23 protein-coding genes are annotated in these 25942 nt (G+C 47.0%); 12 read left to right on the top strand and 11 right to left on the bottom strand.

Going from position 1 to position 25942, the window contains the following annotated elements; all coding sequences use genetic code 11:
- The first annotated feature begins 276 nt into the window (after window positions 1-276).
- Both D1627_RS01695 and porU2 read left to right on the top strand, forming a co-directional pair.
- A complete protein-coding gene (locus D1627_RS01695) occupies window positions 277-1374 on the top strand; it encodes a putative type IX sorting system protein PorV2 (RefSeq protein ID WP_147383163.1) in 1098 nt (365 codons plus the stop codon).
- Window positions 1375-1421: 47 nt separating this feature from the next.
- Entirely contained in the window at window positions 1422-6419 is a 4998-nt protein-coding gene (gene porU2 / locus D1627_RS01690) for a putative type IX secretion system sortase PorU2 (RefSeq protein ID WP_158607133.1), read from the top strand.
- Window positions 6420-6480: 61 nt separating this feature from the next.
- Here the strand turns inward: porU2 and D1627_RS01685 are convergent, their stop codons facing one another.
- From D1627_RS01685 to D1627_RS01675, 3 genes are read right to left on the bottom strand one after another with little or no spacing between them, the layout of a single operon-like run.
- On the bottom strand, window positions 6481-6966 hold the full coding sequence (locus D1627_RS01685; protein ID WP_119430478.1) for a dihydrofolate reductase: 486 nt from the start codon (window positions 6964-6966) through the stop codon (window positions 6481-6483).
- A gap of 11 nt (window positions 6967-6977) precedes the next feature.
- Window positions 6978-7907 (bottom strand): methionyl-tRNA formyltransferase, encoded by a 930-nt coding sequence (gene fmt, locus D1627_RS01680; protein WP_199688353.1) that lies wholly within the window; start codon window positions 7905-7907, stop codon window positions 6978-6980.
- Window positions 7908-7910: 3 nt separating this feature from the next.
- Entirely contained in the window at window positions 7911-9134 is a 1224-nt protein-coding gene (locus D1627_RS01675) for an exo-beta-N-acetylmuramidase NamZ family protein (RefSeq protein WP_119430477.1), read from the bottom strand.
- Window positions 9135-9200: 66 nt separating this feature from the next.
- Here D1627_RS01675 and D1627_RS01670 point away from each other — a divergent pair, with 66 nt between their 5' ends.
- Window positions 9201-10409 (top strand): ABC transporter permease, encoded by a 1209-nt coding sequence (locus D1627_RS01670; RefSeq protein ID WP_119430476.1) that lies wholly within the window; start codon window positions 9201-9203, stop codon window positions 10407-10409.
- Between the two features lie 75 nt (window positions 10410-10484).
- On the opposite strand, the gene D1627_RS01665 is transcribed toward D1627_RS01670, so the two are convergent.
- From D1627_RS01665 to D1627_RS01655, 3 genes are all read right to left on the bottom strand, one after another.
- On the bottom strand, window positions 10485-11327 hold the full coding sequence (locus D1627_RS01665) for a mechanosensitive ion channel family protein (protein WP_119430475.1): 843 nt from the start codon (window positions 11325-11327) through the stop codon (window positions 10485-10487).
- A 77-nt stretch (window positions 11328-11404) separates the two neighbouring features.
- Window positions 11405-12121, bottom strand: coding sequence for a peptidoglycan DD-metalloendopeptidase family protein (locus D1627_RS01660; RefSeq protein WP_119430474.1), 717 nt, complete (start codon window positions 12119-12121; stop codon window positions 11405-11407).
- A gap of 58 nt (window positions 12122-12179) precedes the next feature.
- Window positions 12180-12749 (bottom strand): HNH endonuclease, encoded by a 570-nt coding sequence (locus tag D1627_RS01655; RefSeq protein ID WP_119430473.1) that lies wholly within the window; start codon window positions 12747-12749, stop codon window positions 12180-12182.
- A 264-nt stretch (window positions 12750-13013) separates the two neighbouring features.
- Between D1627_RS01655 and D1627_RS01650 the strand changes: the two genes are divergently transcribed.
- A complete protein-coding gene (locus D1627_RS01650) occupies window positions 13014-14102 on the top strand; it encodes a ferredoxin--NADP reductase (RefSeq protein WP_119430472.1) in 1089 nt (362 codons plus the stop codon).
- A 116-nt stretch (window positions 14103-14218) separates the two neighbouring features.
- Window positions 14219-15952, top strand: coding sequence for a M3 family oligoendopeptidase (locus D1627_RS01645; RefSeq protein ID WP_119430471.1), 1734 nt, complete (start codon window positions 14219-14221; stop codon window positions 15950-15952).
- 86 nt (window positions 15953-16038) lie between these two features.
- Here the strand turns inward: D1627_RS01645 and paaD are convergent, their stop codons facing one another.
- The 5 genes from paaD to D1627_RS01620 all read right to left on the bottom strand — a co-directional run bounded on the left by paaD (window position 16039) and on the right by D1627_RS01620 (window position 19800).
- Complete coding sequence (gene paaD, locus D1627_RS01640) at window positions 16039-16521, bottom strand: 1,2-phenylacetyl-CoA epoxidase subunit PaaD (RefSeq protein WP_394342572.1); 483 nt, start codon at window positions 16519-16521, stop codon at window positions 16039-16041.
- 97 nt (window positions 16522-16618) lie between these two features.
- The gene (paaC, locus tag D1627_RS01635; protein ID WP_119430470.1) at window positions 16619-17374 is read right to left on the bottom strand and encodes a 1,2-phenylacetyl-CoA epoxidase subunit PaaC; all 756 of its coding nucleotides are present in this window, start codon (window positions 17372-17374) and stop codon (window positions 16619-16621) included.
- Window positions 17374-18009 carry a phenylacetic acid degradation b gene (locus D1627_RS01630; RefSeq protein WP_119430469.1) on the bottom strand — a complete coding sequence of 212 codons (636 nt, stop codon included), beginning with the start codon at window positions 18007-18009 and terminating at the stop codon, window positions 17374-17376. The genes paaC and D1627_RS01630 overlap by 1 nt, the downstream gene beginning before the upstream one ends.
- Window positions 18010-18119: 110 nt before the next feature.
- Window positions 18120-19106 carry a 1,2-phenylacetyl-CoA epoxidase subunit PaaA gene (gene paaA / locus D1627_RS01625; protein WP_119430468.1) on the bottom strand — a complete coding sequence of 329 codons (987 nt, stop codon included), beginning with the start codon at window positions 19104-19106 and terminating at the stop codon, window positions 18120-18122.
- A gap of 73 nt (window positions 19107-19179) precedes the next feature.
- Window positions 19180-19800, bottom strand: coding sequence for a TetR/AcrR family transcriptional regulator (locus tag D1627_RS01620; protein ID WP_199688352.1), 621 nt, complete (start codon window positions 19798-19800; stop codon window positions 19180-19182).
- 270 nt (window positions 19801-20070) lie between these two features.
- Here D1627_RS01620 and D1627_RS01615 point away from each other — a divergent pair, with 270 nt between their 5' ends.
- The 7 genes from D1627_RS01615 to D1627_RS01585 all read left to right on the top strand — a co-directional run bounded on the left by D1627_RS01615 (window position 20071) and on the right by D1627_RS01585 (window position 25902).
- Complete coding sequence (locus D1627_RS01615; RefSeq protein WP_119431073.1) at window positions 20071-20844, top strand: enoyl-CoA hydratase/isomerase family protein; 774 nt, start codon at window positions 20071-20073, stop codon at window positions 20842-20844.
- 71 nt (window positions 20845-20915) lie between these two features.
- Entirely contained in the window at window positions 20916-21386 is a 471-nt protein-coding gene (locus D1627_RS01610; protein ID WP_233555475.1) for a sterol desaturase family protein, read from the top strand.
- A complete protein-coding gene (locus tag D1627_RS01605; protein ID WP_119430466.1) occupies window positions 21367-22242 on the top strand; it encodes a MerR family transcriptional regulator in 876 nt (291 codons plus the stop codon). Before D1627_RS01610 ends, D1627_RS01605 begins: the two co-directional genes overlap by 20 nt.
- A gap of 237 nt (window positions 22243-22479) precedes the next feature.
- Window positions 22480-22995 (top strand): RNA polymerase sigma factor, encoded by a 516-nt coding sequence (locus D1627_RS01600; protein WP_119430465.1) that lies wholly within the window; start codon window positions 22480-22482, stop codon window positions 22993-22995.
- Between the two features lie 19 nt (window positions 22996-23014).
- Window positions 23015-24511, top strand: coding sequence for a phytoene desaturase family protein (locus D1627_RS01595; RefSeq protein ID WP_119430464.1), 1497 nt, complete (start codon window positions 23015-23017; stop codon window positions 24509-24511).
- Window positions 24512-24531: 20 nt separating this feature from the next.
- Window positions 24532-25368: a phytoene/squalene synthase family protein gene (locus D1627_RS01590; RefSeq protein WP_119430463.1), complete on the top strand. Its 837-nt coding sequence runs from the start codon at window positions 24532-24534 to the stop codon at window positions 25366-25368.
- Entirely contained in the window at window positions 25369-25902 is a 534-nt protein-coding gene (locus tag D1627_RS01585) for a hypothetical protein (protein ID WP_119430462.1), read from the top strand.
- Window positions 25903-25942 lie beyond the last annotated feature (40 nt).

Genomic DNA, 25942 nt, shown 5'->3' with positions numbered 1-25942 from the left:
CCGTTATAATGTTGAGGCAAAGATATAATAAGGTACTATGTAACGCAAGGTACTGTTTAAAAATCTTTACGCCTCTTTTCTCATAATGGTTTTAGGCTTAGCAGTTTGTTATAATAATTTGAGTAGTTTTGGATAGAAATAAATTGCAACCGGATTCAACTAAAAGTGCCTGTGCTGTGTTAAGGGGGCACAAAAGCTATTGAGCTGCTTCTGAAGGGCTCTTTCGGAAAGTGCAATAAAATTTAATTGCTAGTGATATAATATATACTGTCAAGAATGATCAAATATCTGCACCGTTACCTATTGGTGGCGCTGTTTCTGCTCTCATGGTCGGCGGCGAACGCCCAGGTTGCCACACCAAAGTATAGCAATGAGTTTCTAAATATAGGAGTGGGGGGGCGTGCCCTGGGTATGGGAAACGTGCAGGCTGGCATCGCCTCCGACGCCACTGCCGGCTACTGGAACCCGGCAGGCCTTCTGCGCCTCGAGCATAAGTATAACGTAACGCTTATGCACTCAGAGCTATTTGCGGGCATTGCCAAAAACGACTACGGCAGCTTTGCCATGCCCCTGGACTCTAGCAGTGCACTGGGTATTTCCTTAATTCGGGTTGGCGTGGATGATATTGCAGACACCCGCCGGCTACAAAATGAATATGGCTACATTCAGTATGATAGCATCCGTTTCTTCTCAGTAGCCGACTATGCCCTGCTGCTGTCCTATGCCCGGCGCAGCAACCTGATAGAGGGTTTGCAACTGGGCGCGAATGTCAAGATCATTTACCGCAATGTAGGAGACTTTGCCGATGCTTATGGCTTTGGGATAGATGCCGGCGCGCAGTTGCAGCGCGGTTCGTGGCAGTTCGGCCTCATGGCCAAAGACATTACAACCACCTTCACCGCCTGGACACATAATGTAGAAGCCCTAGAAGAAGCATATCTACAGACTGGCAACGACCTTCCAGAAAGTACAGCAGAGCTTACATTGCCTCGGTTGGTACTAGGCGTTGGCAAATCCTTTCAGTTTACAGACAAGCTTTCAGCCATACTTGCCACTGACATTGACCTGACTTTTGACGGCCGCAGGAATGTGTTGTTTGAGTCTGAGGTAGTGTCTGTAGACCCGCATGTAGGATTGGAATTAGCATATAACAATGCTGTTTTTGTGCGCGGCGGTCTTAACAACTACCAGCAAACCACCAATTTTGACGGAAGCACTACCAAACGCATGCAGCCAAATTTTGGGGTGGGCATTAAAACGGGGGGCCTTACCTTGGATCTAGCTATGTCGCGCATCAGCAACAGTGAGAGCAACACCATCGGAGGCTCAAATACCTCCTCTGTTATTGTTTCCATTGGCTACGCCTTCGATTAATTTCATCTCTGAATTGCCTAATTAAGCCCATGTATAATATTTACAACATGAAACGCTTTTTAACTATAGCCTTTACAGTTCTTTCTTGCTGTATAACTGTATCGGTCCACGCACAGCAGGTATACGGTAACGAATGGATCGATTACTCCAAAACATACCATAAGCTGAAGGTGGTTGAAACCGGACTCTATAAGCTCAACTATACTTACCTTAAAAGTCTGGGACTCGAGAACGTGAACCCCCAGCATCTACAACTTTTCCGTAGAGGCAGAGAAGTGGCTATTTATGTGGAAGGCGAAGCTGATGGCAGGCTGGATGCGGCTGACTTTCTGGAGTTCTATGGTGAGCGCAACGATGGCGTGCTTGACCAGGAACTCTATAAGAACCCAGCACACCAAGTGCATCAGCTGCATAGTATGTATACTGATACGGCAGCCTATTTCCTGACAGTTAATCCTGCTGGAGGCAACAGGCGCATGCAGGAATCAAACCCAGCAGTTGCAGGCCGCACACCTGAGCCATACCATCTGCAAAAAGCGACAAACTTGCAAACAGGTTCGTTGCAGCTTGGACAGCTTTATGGAGCTAATCGAATGCCTTGGATGGATAGGGGAGAAGGTTACTTCTCCAGTGTTAGAACATCAACCCAGAACTTTGACATAAGTGGTGTCACTAACGTTGAAACTACCGGCCCATTACCATGGCTAACTTACGTAACGGTTGGCCCCAACGATAAAAACCACTTGGTTAATATTAACTTGGTCAATGGCACAACGCGCACAATCCATTCCAGTACGTTTGGGCCATACGAGTTTGCTAAGAATAAGCAGCAAATTCAATTTTCTGATATCATTACCCAAAGTAGCAAACTGACCTTGCAGCTGGCTCCTCAAACCATTGATGGCGCAGTAGGCGCAGTGGGGCTAGCCTACGCTAGTTTGATGTTTCCGCAAAAGACTGTGTTTTCTGGGAAATCTCTGACTATATATACCGACTCACTCAGAGGCGCCACACCATACTTTGAGTTTACAGGTGCGCCAAGTACTTTGATCGCTTACGATGTAACGGATCAGCAGCAGATAACTCGCACTGCAGGCTACGTAAACGGCACTAAAAAAGGATTTGTGCTAAACGGTGGTCCTATACAACACAAGGTGCTACTGGCCAGAACCGATCAGGCACTGGTACCCGCGGGTTTGCCAGAAACTCTTAAGTTTAGGAAGTACAACCCCGCCGATCAAAACTTTGTGATCATAACTAACAAAAAACTAATGCAACCAGCAGGGGGTAGTGTTATACCTGCTCCCAAAGAATATGCTGCTTACCGGAGCTCTGCAGCAGGCGGAGGATACGATACGTTGCTTGTATTTGTGAGCGACCTAGTAAATCAGTTTCATTACGGGGAGTTTTCGTCTAATGCCCTTAGGCGGCTATCTTCATACTTGGCTCAGTCGCCTAGGCAAAAATTTATGCTCTACATGGGTAAAGGGTATGAAATAAGGATGCTGAGTTATAAATCGGCTACATCTAGAGCCTTAGACTTGGTGCCAACAGGCCTTGGAACCCATCCTGGGTCTGATATTTTATTCTCGGCTGATTTTAGAAATGATGATTATGAGCCGCGCTTTCCAACAGGAAGGTTATTAGTAACTACACCCGATCAAATTATTGCCTATCTGAATAAAGTAAAAGAATATGAGGCTGCTGAAGAGGGTGAAGCCTGGCGTAAAAACCTGTTACTTTTAGGAGGAGGCAAAACATCTACGGAGATCAATCAATTTACGAATTACATAAATAATTATGCTGCCATTGCCTCGGGGCCATTATTAGGAGCAAATCCAATAAAGAAAACCAGGCAAAACCTAAGTGAGGTTGTTGAGTCGATTGATGTTTCTAAAGAGATAAATGAAGGAGTCTCTATGATCACTTTTTTCGGCCATAGTTCTCCCGGAACTACAGATTTAGACATCGGTTTTGTGTCCAGTCCATTAAGTACCTACAGGAATAAAGGTCGATACCCAATTATAGTAATGAATGGTTGTAACGTAGGTGATGTGTTTAGCTCTAGTAACCCTACATTTGGAGAGGATTGGTTAAATACAGCGGACAGAGGAGCTGTAGCTCTTATGGCGCATATTGGCGGGGCTTACCCAACGTACCTAAACTTGTACACCAGCTATTTTTACACAGTGGCCTTTCAGGACCCGGAGTTTTACGGCAAAACGCTAGGTGAAGTGCAGAAAGAGGCAATTAAAAGGGTTAACCAAACAACAAATAGTATCTACGCCACGGCGATGGTATTAGAAGTGCTACTGCAAGGTGATCCAGCACTAAAGATTTATAACCCAAGCAAACCTGATTACCTGTTCGCAGGGAATAGCTTTGATCTAAAAGACACAGAGGGAAATATAGCGACCGCATCGTCTGATACTTTAGTGTTGAGCTTTGATGCACGAAACCTGGGCAAGGCTATCGACAGTGTTTTGACTGTTTCTGTGAAACGCACGCTACCGGATAACTCCCAACTGACTGAAACTGCAGCGGTAGGCAAAGTATACAACAGCAAAAAGGTTGAGCTGTACCTCAGCAATAAGAATATTGCCTCACTTGGCATGAATACGTTTGAGATTACGTTGGATAGCCCGAACAAATATGATGAGCTGCACGAGGATAATAACACTGCTGTTTTCCAAAAATATGTATCAGCAAGCGGGCTGTCGATCGTGTCGCCGGCCAAGTATAGCATTGTAGGTGGTAATAAAGCAGCCTTAACGGTGCAAGCAGGCTCTACAGCAGAGAAGCGAGGGGTTTATTACGAGATTGATACCACAAGCAGTTTCAATAGTCCGTGGTTAAAGAAAAAAACCGGTGAAAATAGCAGCCTTACCTCATGGGAAGTGGATTTGCTAAATAATCGCACTGATAGCCTTGTTTACTTCTGGCGTGCCCGGTTCAGCAGCTATGTTACCGGCGAAGATACAGTGTGGGTGAATAGCTCGTTCCGAAATATAGCTGGAGTAAAGTCTGGCTGGTCGCAAAGCCATAAAGGCCAATTTTCTGAAATAAACCATGCAGGCGTTGACTCGCTGGATCAAAAAACAGAGGTTTGGAAGTTCGGAACCATACGCAAGTTCATTAATATCAGAACAGCAGGGGGAGATATCCACTTTTATGATCCTCCTTATGGCTTCTTCATCGATGGTAATCAGCAAATGAATTACTATTGCGGTAATCCAACATACTATAAGTATACCCAGCCGCGCTTTTATATAATTGCATTTAATAACATAACGTTGGAGCCACTGCAGAATGTGCCGGGGCAAGGGGTTTGTACTACCTTTCCGCATATTTTCGACTCCGATGACCTGAGCAAGTCAGCAAATGTTACAAAGCTTATCAATTTTATCAACAGCATACCTGCCAATTATTATGTAGCGGTAATAGGGATGCAAAATATTCCGTTTACCACATTACCAGCAGAGGCAAAAGCAGCTTTTAGAAGCATAGGCTCTTCCTTGATTGATAAACTGAAGAACGGAGACCCGTTTGCTATGGTCGGACAGAAAGGCGCGGCGCCGGGCACAGCTCAGGAAATGACTTTCTCGGAGGAAGAGGCCAATCGTGAGGGTGGAACACCGGCCTCCTCCCAAAGTATAGAGCTGGATGTTACGCTTCTTTCTAACAGGCAAGCCGGTACGTTGACTTCTACTACCATAGGGCCTGCGTTGAGTTGGGGGGCAGTGCACCACACCATTAAAAAATATGGAGAAGGGGATGACAAGTATACCTTGAGCCTGATCGGGGTAGATGCCAGCAGTATGGAGACAGTTTTGGAACAAAATATCACGACAAGAGCTTTCAGCCTTTCTCATATTAATGCTGCACAGTATCCTAACCTTAAGCTTGCAGCTTTTCTGTCTGACTCGACCAAGCGAACGGCCCCGCAACTTAAAGAGTGGTTTGTACTCTATGAGGCGGCACCGGAAGGTATCATTAGGCCGGATCTGGTAAAAGCAAGTAGCGAGGAGTTGAGTCAGTTAGCTTCCAGTGGCACGCTAACTGTGCCGATGGCCTTTCAGAACGTAACAGGCACGGCGTTTTCAGACTCGGTGACCGTAGAGGTATCACTAAGCGGTGAGGGGATTCAGGCTACAACATCACGCTTTAAAATTAAACCGATCGGACCCAACGAAACGGTCTACTTCAGCCATACTATAGCGACGCAACAATTTGATGGTGACTACAAGCTAAGCTTTTATGTGAACCCGCGCATCTTGCCTGAGCAAGAGTATGGCAATAATATTTATGAAGTAAGTTTCAAGGTAAACTCAAAGCTTCACCCGATCATGGATGTTGCTTTTGATGGGATTCATATCATGGACGGAGACATTGTATCGCCGAGCCCGCTGATAAGCGTTACTGTGAAAGATGAAAACCAGCATGTGTTCCTGCAAGATCCCTCCAAAATGTCGTTGGTGCTGATTAGCCCCGAAGGGCAGGAGCAGGACATTAACCTGATGGGTAATGCCCAGGTAACGTATACACCGGCAACTGAAAGCAATGACTTTCAACTGGAGTATCGGCCTGAGCAGCTCCTAGACGGCAAGTATAAAATGGAGGTGCGTGCCCAGGATGCGGCAGGCAAGGAGTCCGGCGTAACGCCTTACCGCATCGGTTTTGAGGTGGTGAGTGAGTCGAGCGTGTCGAACTTCTATCCATTCCCGAACCCGTTCTCAACCAAGACCAATTTCATCTTTACCATCACGGGCAGCACTATTCCTGAGCACATGAAAATCCAAATCCTGACCATAACCGGTAAGGTTATCAAGGAGATCATGAAGGAAGAATTGGGGCCGCTGCGCATCGGTAATAACAAAACAGAGTATGCCTGGGATGGCACCGATATGTATGGTGATAAGCTGGCTAATGGCGTGTATCTTTATCGTGTTATCATGAGCAAGGGCGAGGACGTAATGAAGCACCGAAACACCTTCGGTGATGGAGCCTTTAAAAACGGGTATGGCAAGCTGTATATTCTGCGCTAAGAATACATTGCCAAGTATAAACAAGAAGGCCGCTGAATTTCAGCGGCCTTCTTGTTTATACTTACTTCCTTTTCAGCGTCTGGAAGGTATAGCTATACTTGTTCTTTTCGTCTGGGGCATGGTGCTCTTCTGCCACAAGCTCCCAATCCTGCGGGGCAAGGTCTGGAAAGTATACATCACCCTCAAACGTATGGTGTACGCGTGTCAGATAGATCGTATCTGTGTAGGCTAAGGCCTGCTGGTATACTTTAGCTCCTCCAATAATGCATACTTGCTCATCAAGGGCGCGTCCTTTCTCGAGCGCTTCTTCCAGGCTATGAACTACCACGCAGCCATCAGCTTTATAATCTTGCCTGGAGGTGAGAATAATGGAAGTGCGCCCCGGAAGCGGCTTACCTATAGACTCATAGGTATTACGGCCCATAATCATGGGGTGGCCCATCGTCAAGGTTTTGAAGTGCTTTAGGTCGGCGGGCAAGTACCAGATCAGGTCGTTGTCTTTCCCGATCACGTTGTTCTCGTCGGCGGCTACTACAATGGCTATCATGGCTAACGAGGCTAAGCGTTAAAATTGTATCCGCGCAGCAAATCCTGGATCGACATGCGCTTTTTGCCCTCCATCTGCAAATCAAGTATGGAAAGCGCGCCAGCAGCGGTTTGCACGTGCAAGAACGTCTTGTTATCGGTATGGATTGTGCCGGGCTCCGATGTATAAGCAACATCCTGAACGACCTCTGTTTTAAAGAGTTTGAACGTTTTGCCGTTTAGCTTTGCCCAGGCGGCAGGGTATGGGCTCAGGCCACGGATAAAATCACGCACTTGCCCGGCTGGTTGGTTCCAGTTAATCTCGCAGGTATCCTTAAAGATTTTAGGGGCATGTTTTGTCTCGGAGGTTACCACCTGTGGCTGTGGCTGCACCTCGCCACGCTCAATGGCCTGCACTGTACGTAGCGCAAGATCGGCCCCGGTATGCTTCAGTTTTTCGTAAAGCGTGCCGAAGTCATCCTCATCTTTAATAGGAACACGCTCCTGATAGATCAAATCGCCGGTGTCAATCTCGTGCTTCAGGAAGAAAGAGGTCACGCCGGTTTCCTTTTCCCCGTTTATAATGGCCCAGTTTATGGGCGCTGCGCCTCGGTACTGCGGCAGCAAGGAGGCGTGTATATTAAAGGAACCAAGCGCTGGCATTGCCCATACAACTTCCGGCAACATGCGGAAAGCCACAATTATTTGAAGGTTGGCGTTGTAGCCGCGTAGCTCATCGAGAAAAGCCTCTGATTTAAGGTTTGTTGGCTGCAGCACAGGTATACCTTGCGCGGCGGCATACTCCTTCACCGGCGACTGGTTAAGCTTTTGGCCACGGCCTGCCGGTTTATCCGGTGCAGTAATCACGGCTACTACGTTATACTTATGTTCCACGAGTGTTTGCAGGGTAGGCACGGCAAAGTCCGGCGTTCCCATAAACACAATGCGTAAATCCTGGGTCATTTTTTAGCTAAAATCTGGGTAAAGAAGGTATTGCTTGCGTGTTTGTTTGAAGTTGGAAAGTTGCGGTTCCCAGCTTTGGCGAATCTCGTCTTCGGTTTTGCCAGCCTTAATCTGCTCGCGCAGTTTGGTGTTGCCGGCTAGTCGCTCAAAAAAGTTGTTGAAGAACTTATCCTTGTTGGTAGAGTTTTTATACATGTCCAGTAGGTAAGCCAGATCAATTTTATCGGCAACCTTTACATCTGTCAGGTCTTTGCCGTAGCAAATCTGGTCTTTGTGGGGCGGGTTTGTGGCGCCCGGCGTGCTAACAGGTGTAAAGCTGAAATCTTTTTTCTGATAGTATGGGCTACCGATTAGCTGGAATGGTGTAGGCGTGCCACGGCCAACGCTCACGTCAGTGCCCTCAAACCAGCAGATTGATGGGTATAGGGCAATGGCTTGCGCGTTTGGCAGGTTCGGCGATGGCTTTACAGGTAAGTCGTAAGCCATGTTGTGGTTGTAATTGGCCATCGGGATCACAGTTATTTTTGCCTGGAGTTGCCCTTCCAGCCACTTTTCGCCATTTATCATATTGGCAAGCTCACCTACTGTAAGGCCATGTACAATCGGAATCGGGTGCATCCCCACAAACGACTGCTGATCCATCTCAAGCACCGGGCCGTCCACGTAATGGCCGTTCGGGTTTGGGCGGTCAAGTATGATTACCTCTTTGCCATGCTCTGCGGCAGCCTCCATTATGTAATGCATGGTGCTGATATAAGTATAAAAACGGGTGCCCACATCCTGAATATCGAACACAAGCACGTCGAGGTCGTTGATCTGCTCTGGCAGCGGCTTTTTGTTTTTACCGTACAGCGAAATTATCGGAAGCCCTGTTTTAGCATCCTTGGCATCTTTAATATGCGCTCCGGCATCGGCTTCGCCTCTGAAGCCGTGCTCTGGCGCAAAAATCGTCTTAATCGCTACGCCATGGCTTAACAGCGTGTCTACCAAATGCGTGCTTCCAACCGTTGATGTCTGGTTAACTACCATGCCCACGCGTTTGCCTTGCAGTTTTGGCAAGTATAAACCCAACTGCTGGGCGCCGGTTTTAAGCGGAGCGGCTTTCGGGGTGGCTGCGGGTGCAGCGGCCTGTGTTTTAGCAGGGGCAGATGCTGGCACTTGTTTAGAGCTGCAGCTACCGAACGATAGCAGCAGCGCGGCGGAAAGCAGGAGGTAGGGGTGTGTCATAGTTTTTGTAAGGTAGAAGTCAAAATTGATACCTATCTTTAAGGCTGTTAAAATGATTTAAGGCGAGTGAACATCTCCAAATATATATCCGATAAAATATCTGAAGTGCAGGCCGGGTCTTTTACCCAGTCTGTTACAAAAATAGCAATTATAAGCATAGCTGCAGGCATTGCTATCATGATTGTGTCTTTTGCCATACTTGAAGGCTTCCGAAACGAAATCCGCGACAAGATCTTCAGCTTCGGCGCACACCTCCAAATCAGCAAGTATGACACGAATAACTCATACGAGGGCGCGCCGATAAGTTATAACATCGGTGTTACAGATTCAATCCCCGGTATTAAAAAAGTCCAGACTTTTGCGCGTAAAACGGCTATCATTAAGACCGATGATGAAGTATTGGGCGTGGTGATGAAAGGCGTGGGCAGAGATTATGATTTGAGCGCGATGCAACAGAACCTGGAAGGGGGCGAACTGATTTCGTATAACGATACAACCTCATCGAAAGACGTACTGGTTAGCCAACGCATTGCCGATAAACTGCACCTTAAAGTTGGTGATGATGCTATCTTTTACTTTGTGCAAACCCCGCCGCGTGCCCGAAAGTTAACTGTAAAGGGCATTTACAACACAGGCTTGGAAGAGTTTGATGAGGTGTTTGTAATCGGCGACATAAAACTAATACGTGAGCTAAACAGCTGGCCAGATACCCTTGTTGGTGGCGTAGAAGTTGTATTAAAAGACTTTGAGCAGATTGACCAGGCTGCTGACTTGGTGTTTGAGCAGATGAACTATGACTTGCAGCTGGAGAAAATTACTGACCGGCATGCCCAGCTCTTCGATTGGCTAAAGTTGCTGCGTAAGAACGTTATTATATTTCTGGTGCTGATCATTTTCGTGGCTACGTTTAACATGGTTTCCACGGTGTTCATCATGATTATTGAGCGGATAAACATGATTGGCGTGCTAAAGGCTGTTGGTGCCACCGATGGCCAGATTAGAAAAGTCTTTTATTTCCGAGGCCTTAAACTGACTATTAAAGGTTTGGTTTGGGGAAATATTATCGGGCTCGGGTTTTGTGCCCTGCAATATTACTTTGAGTTGATCCCCCTTGACCCTGAGAACTACTACATGGACCGCGTGCCGATTAGCTGGAATCTTGGCATTATTATAGGCCTGAATGCGATAACTTTACTTCTAACGATGATGGCCATACTTATACCTGCCGCCATGATCGCCCGGATAAAACCTGTAAAAGCCATAAAGTTTGATTAATTAAGCCACAAGTATAAAAGAAGAGCGGCCCCTTACTGTGAGGGGCCGCTCTTCTTTTATACTTGTGGCTTCTATTTAAACCGCCGCAGGCGCCTGACCGTTGGCCGAGTGCGAAAGCACTTCGCGCTTTGGCACTGGCATGGCGATGTTGTGCTGCTCGAAAGCGGCTTTGGCGCGTTCGTTCATGTCCCAGAACAAAGGCCAGTAATCCGGGCGGTTGCACCAGATACGGGTGCTGATGGTTATGGAATGCTCTGCAAAGTTAGTAACCACAATAGCTGGCGCAGGCTCCTGCAATACGCGCTCATCCTGGTTAATCAGCTCCTGTATAAGCTGGCGCACTTTTCCAATGTCGTTATGTACCGACACAGTGAAAAGCAGTTCTACCCGGCGTGTAGCTTCTACCGAATAGTTCGTTACCACCGTCGAGGCTAGCGGGCCATTGGGCAGGTAAATCGTTTTATTATCGGCAGTTTTCAGTACGGTGTTGAATATGTTGATCAGGTGCACTGTGCCGCCCTGGCCCTGCGCCTCAATGTAATCGCCAACTCTAAAAGGCTTGATGGTAAGTATAAGCACGCCACCGGCAAAGTTGGAAAGGCTGCCTTGCAGGGCTAAACCGATGGCAAGGCCTGCAGAGCCAAGTACAGCGATAAAAGAAGTCATTTCCATGCCTAGCTGTGCTACAACTAACACAATCAAGAGCACCCACAAGGTTACGTTAAGTATACTACCTAAAAATGGACGCAACGAATCGTCCACGCCTTTGCGCAACATCAGGTTTTGTATCAGGTTATTCAACCGCTTTATAACCCATGTCCCAAGAATCAGGATTACAAAGGCTACTAAAAGTTTTATACCATAAAGTACAGCAAAGTTTACTACCATCTCGCGGATGGAATCAATGTCCAGCATCATGCTAAAGTATAATTAAAAGTTAGAAAAGACTGGCGTTGCCTGCTGTAGCAACGGCCAAAATTGCATTTTACGGAAAATTAGAGGGTTTTACAAGCCGAAGACAAATAGCGGCATTGCAGGATAAGGTTAGGGTTTGGGCATAGCTGCGCATACGTTTCACGGTCCGCGCTTGTGGCAACTCCCGGAAAATCGCCATACTTATCGCCCATGTCCGCAATAACTTGGAAGTGCAGGTGAGGAGGCCAGTTACCGTTTTCAGGGTAAGGGCCGATCTCGGCAATCTTTTGGCCTTTGGCTATAAGTTGTCCCTGCTGCAGGCCGTGCAATGCTTCACGGTTAAGGTGGCCATACAAAGTATAAAATGTGGTGCCTTCCAGTTCATGCTGCAGAATAATGGTTGGGCCGTAATCGCCAAAGTTATCGTTATCCTGAAAGCTATGGACGGAGGCATCTAAAGGGGAATATACTTCCGTGCCGGCAGCAGCCCAAATATCCACGCCTAGGTGCAGGTTGCGGCTTTCAGCGCTCACATCAAAATGGCTGCTGCGTCGGTAGATAAAGCGGTTCTCGAGGTAACCGCCTATGCCAACCGTTGCTCGCTTCTGTGCCAGCATTTTTTCTAAGGCAGCGTTAAAGGCAGTGGTATCCCGAAGGTCAGTGTTTTGGAGAAGTGTGTTATTACTTGTAAAATCGAGTAGGCAAACGTTTGCGGCATTTAAATCCGGGGCTACTACCGGGCCAAAAGCATGGCTATGCCTACTAAGTATGGCGGAAAGGTTTTTCAGGTTTTTCATAAGCTTGCGTGTAGCCTTAATAAATTATTCGTGAGGCTACACGCAAGTTAAGTAGAAATTAGCTTAAGGCCGTAACCTCTTCCTCTTCTAAGACTTTAGAGAAGGTTTTAAGGCTTTTGGTTTTGCCGAAGAGCTCTTCTGATTTTCTACTGTATGCCAGCGCTGCCTCTTGTAGTGTCTCGAATGTGCCGAGATTGATGCGCTGTTTGTTGAAGTGGATAATGGCGCGGTATTTCTGAGCCTCTTTATGTACGCCGCGCACACCTAGTTTATTCTCGGTTTTGGCTGTGTTGCGAACAATTTTGCAAAGCGGTGCCCACTCCAGGTTCTCGCGGCGGCAGTCTAGTTTGTTGCCGTTTTTAAAGTGCACGTACAGTTTCAGGTCGCTTTCAGGCTTTTCGAGCATCTGCTCGCCGATCATCTTGTGCAGGTAAATGGTTTCGTTGCGGTATTTACCGTTTTTGAGGGGCCAGTTTTTCTGGAAGAAAGCGTATCCGTTGGAGTGGATGCGGAGGTGCTTCAGGAACTCAATTTGTTGCAGGTAGGCGTTGTTCTGTATATAATCGTAAGTTACATCATCTACTACTACAGTTTTCTCGGAGTTTTTGAGCGTTAGTTTGTACAACATGTTGTTTTCATTTTAAGATTGTGGTATAAGTACGGCGAAATGGGGCATTAAGTGAGTGAACACATTTGCTTTCATAACGTGCTGTAAATTTGCAGCTTTTTTTTTATATATTTTACAACCAATATTCAAATTATTTTATTGTGCCCTAAAAGCACTAATTTCAAAAATTATACGATACATTCTCAGAACAGGCGGGATTATCGTAACTTTCAAGCCTTAAATTAGTTTTAACCGAAGACACAATAGCGTAAAAGTATAACAAGTATGAGTAGCCCTTACCTTAACCTGAAGGTGGTAGCCATTACCCATGAGACGGCTGATGCAGCCACAATTTTTTTTGAGCATCTAGCGCAGCAAACCATAAACTATAAGCCAGGACAGTTTCTTACCTTAATTTTGCCGATAGAAGGCAAGGAGGTTCGCCGCTCTTACTCGCTTAGCAGCACCCCGCACGAGGCACCGCGCCTTGCTGTAACCGTGAAGCGAGTGGAAGGCGGACTGATGTCTAATTACTTGCTCGATAACCTGCAGGTTGGCCAAGAGATGAAGGTGATGGAGCCTATCGGGAATTTCTGCCTGACGTGCGCCCCGGATAACCAACGCCAGGTGTTGCTGTTTGGGGCAGGCAGCGGCATTACCCCACTTATGTCTATCCTGAAAGCTGTGTTGCGCGAGGAGCCAGCCAGTAAGGTTACCCTTTTGTATGGTAACCGCGATGAGGACTCGGTTATTTTCAGGGGGCAGCTGCAAGACCTGGAAACGCAGTACCCGAACCGCCTGCACGTAGAGTACATTTACAGCCAGCCCAAGCACGATTGCGCGCACCGTGGCCGCATGAACCAAAGTATGATTATCAAGATACTGGAGCGCCTGCAACTGGCAAAAACAGAGAACGCTGTCTACTACATGTGCGGCCCTGAAGGAATGATGGAAGAAGTGCGCCACGCCCTGGATGTACTGCATGTGCCAACCGACAGAATTTTCAAGGAAAGCTTCGTGAGCAGCAAAGCCGCTGGCCAAGAGCAAGAACAGCCGCAGCATGGCGAAGTAGCTTCTTCTGACGATGAGGGAGAGATTGTAACCCAAACAGTAACCGTAATTTACGAGGGCTCAGAGTATAGCTTCGAAGTGGAGCCGGACCAGACAATTTTGGAGGCAGCCCTTGAGCAAGATATTGATTTGCCGTACTCCTGCCAGGCCGGCCTGTGCACTGCCTGCCGCGGTAAATGCCTCAGCGGGAAAGTGCATCTGGACGAACGTGAGGGGCTTTCTGATGCCGAGATGGACGAAGGCTATGTGCTTAACTGTGTGGGGCATCCGCTGTCTTCTAACGTCGTGATTGAGATCGGGTAGAACCATTTAAACGTATAAAGGAGCAGCGCCGGAGGATTTTTTCTCGTGGCGCTGCTCTTTTTTTGTACTTTCATAAGAAGTACCTATATTGTACTTCTAAAATATATATTGCTATAATGACAATACAACAACAAACAAACCTAAACATTCCAACGCGAAAGCCAAGGGCCTATTTGTCTGAGGACTTCAATGTTGATAAATGGGAAACCATACAACCTTACTTCGAAGAACTGAAGACCCGACATATAGCCAATGTAGAAGAGTTGGAGAAGTGGATGCAGGATCGTAGCGAACTTGAGAGCGTACTCTCCGAAGATCTTGGCTGGCGCTACATCCGGATGACCTGCGACACCCAGAACGAGGAAACCACCAATGCGTTTCAGTATTTCATTTCCGAGATTGAGCCGAACATTGCGCCACTGGATCATGAGCTTAACCTGAAGCTGATGCACTCGCCTTACGTGAATGCCTTGGATCAGGAAAAGTATAAAATCTACCTGCGCGGGGTTGAGAGGGCGTTGGAAATTTTCCGGGAAGAAAACATTCCGCTCCAAACCGAGATCAGCACCAAGCAGCAGCAGTATGCCGCTACCACCGGCGCCATGACCGTAACGTTAGATGGGGAAGAGATAACGTTACAACGTGCCGCCGATCGTTTAAAGCGCACCGACAGAAGCGTGCGTGAAACCGCATGGCGTGCCATACAAGAGCGCCGCTACCAGGACCGCGATAAGCTGGATGGCCTTTTTGATGACCTGCTTAAGCTGCGCCACCAGGTTGCAACCAATGCCGATTTTGAGAACTTCCGCGACTACATGTTTGCCGCCATGGGCCGCTTCGACTATACGCCGCAGGATTGCTTCGATTTTCATGCTTCTATCGAGGAAACCATTGTGCCATTGCTCACCAAGATTGATGAGGAGCGCAAAGCTGAACTAGGGGTGGAGCAGCTTAGGCCTTGGGACCTGGACGTAGACCCTAGCGGAAAAAAGCCACTGGAGCCATTCAAGTCAGGGGAGGAGCTGCTGGAGAAAACAGTACAGGTATTCTATAAACTGGATACTTACCTCGGCGATTGCCTGGCAACTATGCGCGAAATGGGCCACCTGGACCTGGAATCTAGAAAAGGAAAGGCACCAGGCGGCTATAACTATCCGCTGGATGAGATCGGCGTGCCGTTTATCTTTATGAATGCCACTTCCAGCCTGCGCGACGTAATCACGATGCTGCACGAAGGCGGCCACGCCGTGCATTCCTTCCTGACAAGGGAGCTGCCGCTGAATGCCTTTAAACACCCACCATCAGAAGTGGCAGAGCTGGCATCTATGTCTATGGAGTTGATCTCGATGGATTACTGGGACATATTCTTTGAGGATGAGGATGAGTTGAAGCGCGCCAAGAAAACACATTTGGAAAGCGTACTCGAAACTTTCCCGTGGGTTGCCACCGTGGACAAGTTCCAGCACTGGCTTTACGAGCATCCGCAGCAAACACAGGAAGAGCGTCATCAGGAATGGCTCAACATCTTTAACACCTACAACCACAAACTTGTAAGCTGGGATGGCCTCGAGAAGTATAAACCATTCATGTGGCAAAAGCAGCTGCATATTTACGAGGTGCCTTTCTATTACATAGAGTATGCTATGGCGCAGTTAGGAGCTATTGCTGTTTGGAAGAACTATAAGGAAAACCCGGCAGAGGGATTGGCTGCTTACAAACGCGCGCTAAGCCTGGGCTACACGGTATCCATCGGCGAAGTATACGAAGCTGCCGGCATCAAATTCGATTTCAGCACAGAATATATTAAGAGCTTGGTTGATTTCGTGAAAGCAGAAATGGCGGATATCTAAGTATAACTCAAGCAAAAAGAAAAAGCTTATCGCATACGATAAGCTTTTTCTTTTTTATTAGCCTTGTATCGGGCTCTAAAGTGTTTTTACAGCGGCTTAAACTGCTCGAACATCTGCTTGCAGTTATTGCAGTAATGCATGGAGCGGCAGAGCGTTGGCCCAAAAGGCGTACGCATAGTTGTGTCTTCGCTGTCGCAGTAGGGGCACTTTACATGTTCCAGAATATCCAGGTCCAGTATCAAATCATACTTGGGCGGAGGGGCCAGCCCAAACTCCTTTAAATGTTGCCGGCCTTTTTCGGTGAGCTTGTTGCTGTCCCAAGGCTTGTCGAAGGTCATATTAACCGTGTATTTGCTGATGCCATGCTTCTCCAGTGTGCGCTCCACATCCTTTTTCATGTAGTCCATGGCAGGGCAACCGGCAAAGGTAGGTGTCATGTTCACGGTTACGTGCGCATCTTCCGATACCTCCACACCCGTGATCACTCCCAGGTCTACCAGCGAGAGCACCGGTATCTCAGGGTCTTTTACCTCTTCCAGCAGGGTTAATATGTCGTCTTTTTTCAGCATAATTTTGGGCGTAATACAATAGGTGTATCTCGAATCAAGTATCACGACAAATGATAAATCGTGCTACGTGATTCGTGTGTAGTGATACGTTACTAAACTACCACTCGGCAGTAGGGTCAATCTTAAACACTTCGGCCATCTCGTCTAGCAGCGGTTGCAAGTGCTCGGTGTGCTCGCCGTAACGGCCTCCGAATTTCGGAGCTATACTTTCCAGGTCAGGTAGTTTAAGTGCTGTTTGTTCTATAACCGCCTGTATACGCTTCAGCCATTTTATTTTTACAGCTTCCTCGCCTCCGTAAATACCGGCATCTATCAACTCCTGCTCATACTTTGAGTGCTCAAACATGCCCAATGCGTAAGGTAATGCCTCGGTTAAGGATGACTGCAGACGAAGTATAGCTTCTTCAGTAGACGAGCCCAGGTTCTTGATCCAGGTGTTGGCGTGCAGCACATGGTACTTTACTTCGCCTTTCAGTTTGGTGGCAACTTTGGCGATAGGTTCATAGCTCGATTGAGCTAGCATCTCAAAACGGATGATCTCAGCATTGTCGTACAGAAAGTGGCGTATCAGACTGAAATCATACTCCCCGTTTGGCAATTCAACCAATTGGCTGTTATGGAACTGGTTGGCGTTTCGAGTGAAAGCAACTGTGTCAGGTTCGGATTCGCCGAGCTCGTGCAACAACGTGTAAAAAGCCAGGCTGTGGCCAATCTTATCCTGTGCCATCGATGAGAAAGCAATGTCCTCTTCCAGTATCGGGCCGAAGCCGGTCCACTCAGAGTTGCGGTGGCCAAGTATAAGCTGGTCATCGGCCAGTTTGTATAGCAGGTCTTTAATAGCTAACTCGTTCATTATTGCGCAGTTGTTTTGTTCTCTTCCTTATACTTCGTGATTTTGTCCATTACCTTGTAAGCAATGGCCTCACGGTACTTTTTCTCGGGGATGGTTGTCCACATATCTTTGTCTTCCTCCGCAGATTGCAGCACATCTTTCGATTTAACCACCCAAATATTTACAACCGGGCCTTTCTCACCGAAAGCGCTCTTTGCTTCTTGCAAAGCTTCTAAGTATGACGTGGCCATTACTCTTCCGGCATGGGTATGCGCTTTGCCGCGCTTCTTCAAATGGAAAATCTCGTAAGGCTCAGGCTGTTCGCTTTGCTCGGTTGGTTGCGCAGCGCGCAGGGTATCGTAGATATTTTCGCCATCATTGCCATAGGGTGTAACCTGAATATGCTCGGTGCGGATAACCCAAAGGCCAACGCACGCAAAGCGGCGGCTATATTGCTCTTTCGCAAACAGAAAGGCTACATCTTCGTTTGGCGCGTGTACCGGGCCAACATAGGTAAACGCTGCACCGTCTTTCTTCTGATGAAAGGCCTCGTATGTTTCAAACTGATCCAGTTCCTGTTTCGGCTCCATAGCAGGCACCTCACCGTCGGGCAGGTTCAGCCGGTTTACTCGGGGATCTAGTGATTTTAAGCTCATTTTTCGATAATTATGAATTAAAAATTAGAAATTAGAAATGAGAAAAAGGGTTATGCCTTCACTCCAGATCAATTTCTAATTCATAATTTCTAATTTTTAATTGCCATTGGCTATGCCAATGGTTTCACGTACTTTGCTTTCGGGTTAAGCAGGGCTCTTCGCACCCAGGCGCCGCGCTCTTCGGCGGTGCGGCGTACGGCAAGGCGCTCGGCGTTGCAAGGGCCATCACCGTTTATTACGCGCTTAAACTCATCCCAATCCGGCTCCGTAAATTCCCACTGCCCGGTTTCAGCATTTTTCTTCAGATTCGGGTCTGGTATGGTAAGGCCAAGCTCCCAGATTTTCGGCACGTACATGTCTAGGAACTGTTGACGGCACTCGTCGTTCGAGGCCATTTTTACCTTCCAGCGCATAAGTGTTTCAGTATGCGTGCTCATTTTATCAGACGGGCCAAAGAACGTCATGATCGGTCCCCACCAGCGGTTAAGGGCTGCCTGTATCATTTCGCGTTGCTTCGGAGAGCCAGTAGCCATGTGCACTACGGCATCGTGGCCATACTTCAGATGGAAGGCTTCTTCAGCACAAATGCGCTCTAGGGCACGGGAGTAAGGACCATAACTGCCTCTTGCGTTTGCCATCTGGTTTACAATGGCACCAGCATCAATCAGCCACGAGATTATGTTAGAGTCGGCCCAGGTTAGGGCAGGATAGTTAAATACGTTAGAATATTTTGATTTGCCGTTGATCAGATCGGTCAGCATCTGCTCGCGCGACTTGCCCAACGTTTCGGCGGCAGAGTATAAAAGCTGCGCGTGGCCAACCTCGTCCTGTACTTTGGCCATTTGCGCCATCTTACGGCGGAAGCCGGGTGCACGGGTAATCCAGGTGCCTTCCGGCAGCGATCCGATAATCTCAGAATGCGCATGCTGCTCTATCATTCGGATAAGCTGCTTGCGGTATAGTTCGGGCATCCAATCGGTTGGTTCGATTTTTTCACCTCGGGCAATGCGTGCTTCAAACTCGGCCAGCTTTGCAGGGTCTTCCGTCTGCAGGTCGTCGAATTTGGTGGCTTCGAAAACGTTTCCTCCTCCGTACATAATATATATAGTTTTAAGGTTCGACAAAAAATGCCGGACTGTATGAGCAGCCCGGCAGATAAAGTTAGATTAGTTAAGGTGTATTAAGGTGAGAGTATGTATCGTGCAAGGCCTGTTTGCTGCTAGTCAGGCCGTTTAAAAGCATTTCAGTAAGATTATGGGCAATCTCTGCCGGTGTCATTTTGCCTTCCGGTTTATACCAAGTATGAATCCAGTTAAGGCTGGAAAGTATGGTCAAGGCTGCAAATTTCTCATCAGGCACTGTAAACTCCCCATTGTTCATGCCTGAGCGGATAATCTCGCGGAAGCGGGCCTCATACTTGTCGCGCAGCGAAAGGTATGTGCCATGCATGGGTTCGCTCAGGTGGCGCCACTCGTGCAGGAAAACGGCCGATGCCTCGGTGTTCTGCGTCAGCACATTCACGTGGGCTGCAATGGCGCGCTTCAGGCGGTCAGTAGCGTTACCTTCCTTCGCCTCCACAGCATCAATGGCTTCAAAAAACTCTCGGGCCATATTAAAACAAACGCGCTGCAGAATCTCCTCTTTCGATTTGATATGAGAATAAATACTGGCAGCTTCTATGCCGAGAGCATTGGCAAGGTCGCGCATAGAAGTAGCGGAAAAGCCTTTCGACTTAAAAAGCGCTGTGGCTGTTTTCTCTATTTGTTCTTTTCTGCTCAAAACTGCTTCCATGGTTATTTAACAAATATAAGCAACCTAACGTTCGTTAGCAAATTTATTTTTATAAACGTTTTCGCAGGAGAATAGTTAGTAGTTGTAAGCATATATAGGCTACGAGTGCAGTTATTGCATCAGGCAGTCTTAGATGCAAGTGGTATGTTGCTTAACCAAGGCGTTGTGCACATACTTGTGTATATTTGAAACCCAGGTATCTATTTTAGCCATACTATCTATATAGAACGAATCATGACTGATCTAACCAATACAACTGAGCAGCAAACGATGGAATTTGTACGCTACGAGGTGAAGGAGCGTGTAGGCTACATCACGCTTGCCCGTGCTGAAAAACGTAATGCGCTTAATTTTGAAGTGGTAACAGAGCTGAAGCGGGCCTTTGCCTTTGCCGAGGAGGACGAGGCCTGTAAAGTAATTGTGCTACGCGCTGACGGCAAAGTGTTTTGCGCAGGCGCTGACCTTGCCTATATCCAGCGCTTGCAGGAAAACGACTACCACGAAAACCTGATCGACTCTACGCACTTGATGGAGCTGTTTCGGATGATTTATACTTTGAAAAAAGTAGTTATTGCCCAAATTCACGGGCATGCCATTGCTGGCGGATGCGGGTTGGCGGCAATTTGTGATTTCGGCTTTACGGTGCCTGAGGCAAAATTCGGTTATACAGAAGTGAAAATCGGTTTTATACCTGCTATTGTTAAGGTATTTTTACTTCGCAAAATAGGTGAGGCCAGAGCAAAGCAGCTTTTACTTACCGGAGACCTTATTTCTGCTGCAGAGGCTGCCCAGTATGGCCTTGTAAATTATGTAGTTCCCTCTGAAGAGCTGGAGCAGCGCGTATTTAGCTTTGCCCGTAAACTTTGCGAAGAAAACTCTAAGCAATCTATGGAGGTGACAAAAGAGATGATTGCCCGCGTGCAAGGCATGAGCCTGGAGGAAGGTTTGCAGTATGCTTCTGAAATGAATGCCGTAGCCCGTGGCAGTGAAGATTGCCAGCGTGGTATTGCCGCCTTCCTCAATAAGGAGCAGGTAAAGTGGTGATTTTTTGTTTAAGATTCTAAACTATTCGTTAAACTTATTGTTCTAACGTTATGCTAATAGGCTTAGGGATCATGCTTTTGACTTTTGTGACTATGGAAGGCGTGGCCTGGGTTATGCATAAGTATGTGCTGCACGGTTTTCTATGGTTCTTACATAAGTCGCATCATGTTCAGCATAATCATGCTTTTGAGCTGAATGACTTGTTTTTTGCCTATTACGGTACGTTAGCTATGCTTTTCTTTATTTTTGGCAGCGACCCCATAGATTACAGGTTTTGGATAGGTGCGGGCATCACGATGTATGGCTTGGCATATTTTTTAATTCATGACGTGTTTATCCACCGCAGAATAAAGTTTTTTGGAAAAACGTCTAATGCTTACCTTAAGGCTTTAAACATGGCGCATAAAGTACATCATAAAACGCATGGTAAGCATGGATCCGAGTCTTTTGGTATGCTTTGGGTTGCCCCTCGCTACTTTAGGTCGGCTTTGGAAATTGTGAGGAATAAGGAACAGGAGAAACGTGGCACAATACACAATTAAAGAACTAGAGCATCTTTCAGGCATCAAGGCGCACACCATACGGATATGGGAACAGCGCTACTGTATCTTAAACCCAAAACGCACAGAGACTAATATCAGGTATTATGATGATGCCGATCTTAAATCATTGCTCAATATTTCGTTGCTGAACGAGCGAGGGTATAAAATCTCTAAAATTGCGAAGATGGGGCAGGAGCAAATCCTGCAGATGGTACAGCAACTCTGCGACCAACCTTGCGAGTGCTCGCATCACGTAAGTGCCCTGGTGGCCGCTATGGTTGATATGTGCGAGTATAAGTTCGACAGGGCGCTATCTACTGCCACTATTCAAATGGGGTTTCAGGAAACGATGTTGCGCGTAATTTATCCTTTCCTTAACAAAATTGGCATACTTTGGCAAACGGGCAATATCACGCCGGCGCATGAGCACTTTGTAAGTAACCTGATCCGGCAAAAGCTTTTAGTCGCTATTGATGGCCAAGTAGTGCAGTGGCAGGAGGATTCACCTACTTACATCTTATACTTGCCAGAAGGGGAGTTGCATGAATTGGCCTTGCTGTATATGAACTATATCCTGCGGGCGCATAAACAGCGTGTTATATACCTGGGCCAGAACCTTCCTTTTAAAGACCTTGAGTTGACCTACGAGCAATTTCAGGCGGACTTTATCTGTACGGTGCTTACCTCTGTGCCGGAGCGGGAACAGGTGCAAAGTTATGTAAACAGGCTTTCCGAACGCTTTCCGGCAAGTACGGTGTACATCTATGGCTACCTAACCCGTACAGATGGTTTAGTGTTGCCTGACAATGTAAAGCGTCTGTCCTGTATCACAGAGTTTATCGCTAAGTTTAACTGATATTAGTTATTTCCGGATGATCCGGTCAGTTGCCAATTTCGTTTATAAGAAGTGGCAACTGACCGGATTTTTTGTTTGCGTCGTTCGCCGGAGAAATATGTACGTACACACGTATGAATTAGGTGTTTGTCGAAAACGTTTAAACAACGTCGAAATTAATTTAGACAAAATCAGATTTATTCAGGAGCGTGTCGTATATTTGTTTATGGTATTGCCATAAAACATTAAACAAAAATAATGACTGCTCTAGAATTCAATAATCTCGTACAGAATGTGGCTCAGTCGCTGCGACCAGTAGCAATGAACCTGACACGCGATGCCGACGACGCCAAAGACCTGGTGCAGGAGACGATGTTAAAAGCATTGACTAACCGCGAAAAATTTAAAACTGGTACTAACCTAAAAGCCTGGTTATACACCATTATGCGTAACACCTTTATCAATAACTATAATAAGGTAACTAAGCGCAGCAGTAATATCGATAGTTCAGAATATCTTCAGTACCTTAACACAGACGAAAGCTACGTAACGCAAAACAAAGGCACTGCTACTTTCGTCATGAACGATATCAATAAGGCAATTGCTGGGCTCAACGAAGAGCACCGTACACCATTTATGATGTATTATATTGGCTTTAAGTATCTCGAAATCGCCGAGAAGCTCCAGATTCCTATCGGGACGGTGAAAAACCGCATACACATTGCTCGTAAGGAGTTGAAGAACATGCTCAAAGTGTATCAGCAAGATGCCTAAGGTATAAGTAACGAAATGTATGAATGAAACACGTGTGATAGTCATAGGGTCTGGCTTTTCGGGCTTAGCCGCTGCTACAAGCCTGGCCGACCAAGGCTATGAGGTAACCGTGCTGGAAAAAAACAGTGGCCCCGGAGGCAGGGCCAGAAGTTTTTCTGCTAAGGGTTTTACTTACGACATGGGGCCAAGCTGGTACTGGATGCCCGACGTGTTTGAGTCATACTTCAACAAATTCGGTAAATCCACTGCCGATTATTACAATCTTAAGCGCCTTGATCCATCTTATACTGTAGTTTTTGGGGAGGGCGATTTTGTAGACATACCTGCCAAACTGCCAGAGCTACATACGCTTTTCGAAAGCATGGAAAAGGGCAGCAGCGTGCAACTTGATAAATTTCTTGAACAGGCAGCCTACAAGTATAAAGTGGGCATCAACCAGTTAGTGTACAAGCCGGGCCGCTCCTTAACAGAGTTTATGAGTCCGGCTTTGCTGCTTGATGTGCTGCGTATGGATGTCTTTCAATCATTTCATAAGCATATCCGTCGGTTCTTTACACACGAGAAGCTGATAAAGCTGATGGAGTTTCCCATACTTTTCCTGGGCGCGCTGCCCCAAAACACCCCCGCGCTTTATAGCCTTATGAATTATGCAGACATCAGCCTGGGGACCTGGTACCCAATGGGCGGGATGCATAAAATTGTGGAAGGTATGGTGAAACTGGCAACTGAAAAAGGGGTAAAGTTTCGGTATAACCAAAATGTGCAGGAGCTAGCGGTAGTTAATGGTACGTTAACTACAGTGCATACCTCAACCGATACGTTTGAAGCCGATATAGTGGTAGCAAGCGCAGATTACCATCATGTAGAGAAGCATTTGCTCCCGAAAGCCTACCAGAGCTACTCTGATAGTTATTGGGAGAGTCGTGTAATGGCGCCATCCTCTTTGCTGTTTTATTTGGGCGTAAACAAGCGTTTAGACAACCTGCAGCACCACAACCTTTTCTTTGACGAGGACTTCGGTCCGCACGCCGAAGAAATCTATACTCATGCAAAATGGCCTGGTAAACCGCTTTTTTATGTTTCCTGCCCATCAGTAACAGACCCTAGCGTTGCCCCGAAAGGGAGCGAAAACGTATTCATACTTATACCAGTGGCGCCGGGCCTGCAGGACTCGGAAGAGGTGCGGGAGAAATACTTTAACCTGGTCATGAACCGCTTGGAGCGCCTCACAAAACAGGACATCAGGAGTGCCATAGTGTATAAGCGCAGCTACGCGCATAACGACTTTATAAGCGACTACAATGCTTTTAAAGGCAATGCGTATGGTTTGGCCAATACATTAATGCAAACTGCCATCCTAAAGCCCAGCTTAAAAAGCAAGAAGGTGAAGAATTTATACTATACGGGCCAGCTTACGGTGCCAGGTCCTGGCGTGCCGCCTTCTATCATATCAGGGCAGGTAGTGGCCGCGGAAATAATGAAAGAGTTTGCACCGCCTGTTACCGCCAATGTATAAGCCACGAATAACAGAAGCGCATGGAGCCACTTTTTAAAGATACATGTATGCAGTGTAGTAAGGTGATTACACAAGCCTATTCTACATCGTTTACGCTGGGTATTAAAACGCTGGATAAGAAATTTCATCTGCCCATATATGCCATTTATGGGTTTGTGCGCTTCGCCGACGAGATAGTGGATACCTTTCATGCGCATGATAAGCGCAAGCTGCTGGCCGAGTTCAAAAAGCAAACCTACGAGGCGATTGATCAGAAATTAAGCTTGAACCCGGTGCTGCATGCATTTCAGTGCGTTGTAAACGAGTTTAGTATCGATAAAGCCTATATCGAAGCCTTCCTGAAGAGCATGGAAATGGACCTGGACGACCATGTGTACGACCGGGCATTATACGAAGAATACATTTATGGCTCCGCCGAGGTAGTGGGCTTAATGTGCCTGAAGGTTTTTTGCCAGGGCGATCACGAAATGTTTGACCGGCTTAAAAAACCAGCCTGCAGCCTGGGCGCGGCTTTCCAGAAAGTAAATTTCCTGCGCGATATGAAAAGCGATTTTAAAGAGCGCGGCAGGGTATACTTCCCTAAGGTGGAGTACCGAAACTTTAGTAACCACTGCAAAGCCGAAATAGAAGACGATATCCGCAAGGATTTTGATGATGCCTACGCCGGTATCATGGCTTTACCGCGGTCTGCGCGCATGGGCGTGTACTTAGCGTATGTATATTACCTTAAACTTTTCCGGAAGATACAAGGCTTGCCGGCAACCCATATTCTAAAAGAGCGCGTAAGAGTACCTGATAATACTAAGTTTGCATTATTGCTTAGTTCATACCTCAAGTACAGATTCAACGCCATTTAAATGCTGAAGAAATTACCGTTTATACTTTTATTATTGATACTAAATGTTGCCCTGGCAGATGGAGCCTCAGGCTATAAAGTCTCTGAACTGAGAGGTGAATACCTGCAGGCTAGCAAGGATGAGCAGGCAGCGGACCGTTTTCATAAGAAAATGAGCGCCTATAAGGAGAAGGAGCCTTTGGTTCTGGCTTATAAGGCAGCATCTGAGGCTGTAATGGCTAAATATGTCTGGAACCCATACAGTAAGCTGAAGCAGCTAAGAGCCTCTGCCGCTATTTTTGAAGAAGCTGTAGCCCTGGACGCCAACAATCCAGAAATTCGGTTTTTGCGTTTTACAGTCGAGCATTACGTGCCCCGTTACCTCAACCTGAGTGCTCATGTGGAGGAAGATAAAAGGATAGTGATTAATAGCTTAAAGGCGCACCCTAAGTCCGGGATGTCGGTAGAGTTGGCCCGCACCATGCGCGATTTCTTGCTCACCAAAGACCATTGTACCGAAGAGGAGCGGAATACGCTGCAAAAAATTAAAATCTAACCCCTTCTTAAAGCATTTTATAGGTGTGCAGGGAGCTTTA

The sequence above is a fragment of the Pontibacter oryzae genome (genome assembly GCF_003576375.1).
In the GTDB taxonomy this organism is placed as follows: Bacteria; Bacteroidota; Bacteroidia; order Cytophagales; family Hymenobacteraceae; genus Pontibacter; species Pontibacter oryzae.
The sequence above is the reverse complement of the archived record's forward strand: the minus strand, read 5'-3'. Positions and strand labels throughout refer to the sequence as shown.

What these genes read in the sequence shown, in the direction of transcription:
- D1627_RS01645 (WP_119430471.1), top strand. Translation starts at nt 14,219, where the DNA reads ATGACAATACAACAACAAACAAACCTAAACATTCCAACGCGAAAGCCA.
- paaA (WP_119430468.1), bottom strand. Translation starts at nt 19,106, where the DNA reads ATGTACGGAGGAGGAAACGTTTTCGAAGCCACCAAATTCGACGACCTG.
- D1627_RS01675 (WP_119430477.1), bottom strand. Translation starts at nt 9,134, where the DNA reads ATGACACACCCCTACCTCCTGCTTTCCGCCGCGCTGCTGCTATCGTTC.
- fmt (WP_199688353.1), bottom strand. Translation starts at nt 7,907, where the DNA reads ATGACCCAGGATTTACGCATTGTGTTTATGGGAACGCCGGACTTTGCC.
- D1627_RS01650 (WP_119430472.1), top strand. Translation starts at nt 13,014, where the DNA reads ATGAGTAGCCCTTACCTTAACCTGAAGGTGGTAGCCATTACCCATGAG.
- D1627_RS01590 (WP_119430463.1), top strand. Translation starts at nt 24,532, where the DNA reads ATGGAGCCACTTTTTAAAGATACATGTATGCAGTGTAGTAAGGTGATT.
- porU2 (WP_158607133.1), top strand. Translation starts at nt 1,422, where the DNA reads ATGAAACGCTTTTTAACTATAGCCTTTACAGTTCTTTCTTGCTGTATA.
- D1627_RS01660 (WP_119430474.1), bottom strand. Translation starts at nt 12,121, where the DNA reads ATGAAAAACCTGAAAAACCTTTCCGCCATACTTAGTAGGCATAGCCAT.
- D1627_RS01630 (WP_119430469.1), bottom strand. Translation starts at nt 18,009, where the DNA reads ATGAGCTTAAAATCACTAGATCCCCGAGTAAACCGGCTGAACCTGCCC.
- D1627_RS01685 (WP_119430478.1), bottom strand. Translation starts at nt 6,966, where the DNA reads ATGATAGCCATTGTAGTAGCCGCCGACGAGAACAACGTGATCGGGAAA.
- D1627_RS01655 (WP_119430473.1), bottom strand. Translation starts at nt 12,749, where the DNA reads ATGTTGTACAAACTAACGCTCAAAAACTCCGAGAAAACTGTAGTAGTA.
- paaD (WP_394342572.1), bottom strand. Translation starts at nt 16,521, where the DNA reads ATGCTGAAAAAAGACGACATATTAACCCTGCTGGAAGAGGTAAAAGAC.
- D1627_RS01600 (WP_119430465.1), top strand. Translation starts at nt 22,480, where the DNA reads ATGACTGCTCTAGAATTCAATAATCTCGTACAGAATGTGGCTCAGTCG.
- D1627_RS01615 (WP_119431073.1), top strand. Translation starts at nt 20,071, where the DNA reads ATGGAATTTGTACGCTACGAGGTGAAGGAGCGTGTAGGCTACATCACG.
- D1627_RS01695 (WP_147383163.1), top strand. Translation starts at nt 277, where the DNA reads ATGATCAAATATCTGCACCGTTACCTATTGGTGGCGCTGTTTCTGCTC.
- D1627_RS01665 (WP_119430475.1), bottom strand. Translation starts at nt 11,327, where the DNA reads ATGATGCTGGACATTGATTCCATCCGCGAGATGGTAGTAAACTTTGCT.
- D1627_RS01595 (WP_119430464.1), top strand. Translation starts at nt 23,015, where the DNA reads ATGAATGAAACACGTGTGATAGTCATAGGGTCTGGCTTTTCGGGCTTA.
- D1627_RS01620 (WP_199688352.1), bottom strand. Translation starts at nt 19,800, where the DNA reads ATGGAAGCAGTTTTGAGCAGAAAAGAACAAATAGAGAAAACAGCCACA.
- D1627_RS01610 (WP_233555475.1), top strand. Translation starts at nt 20,916, where the DNA reads ATGCTTTTGACTTTTGTGACTATGGAAGGCGTGGCCTGGGTTATGCAT.
- D1627_RS01585 (WP_119430462.1), top strand. Translation starts at nt 25,369, where the DNA reads ATGCTGAAGAAATTACCGTTTATACTTTTATTATTGATACTAAATGTT.
- paaC (WP_119430470.1), bottom strand. Translation starts at nt 17,374, where the DNA reads ATGAACGAGTTAGCTATTAAAGACCTGCTATACAAACTGGCCGATGAC.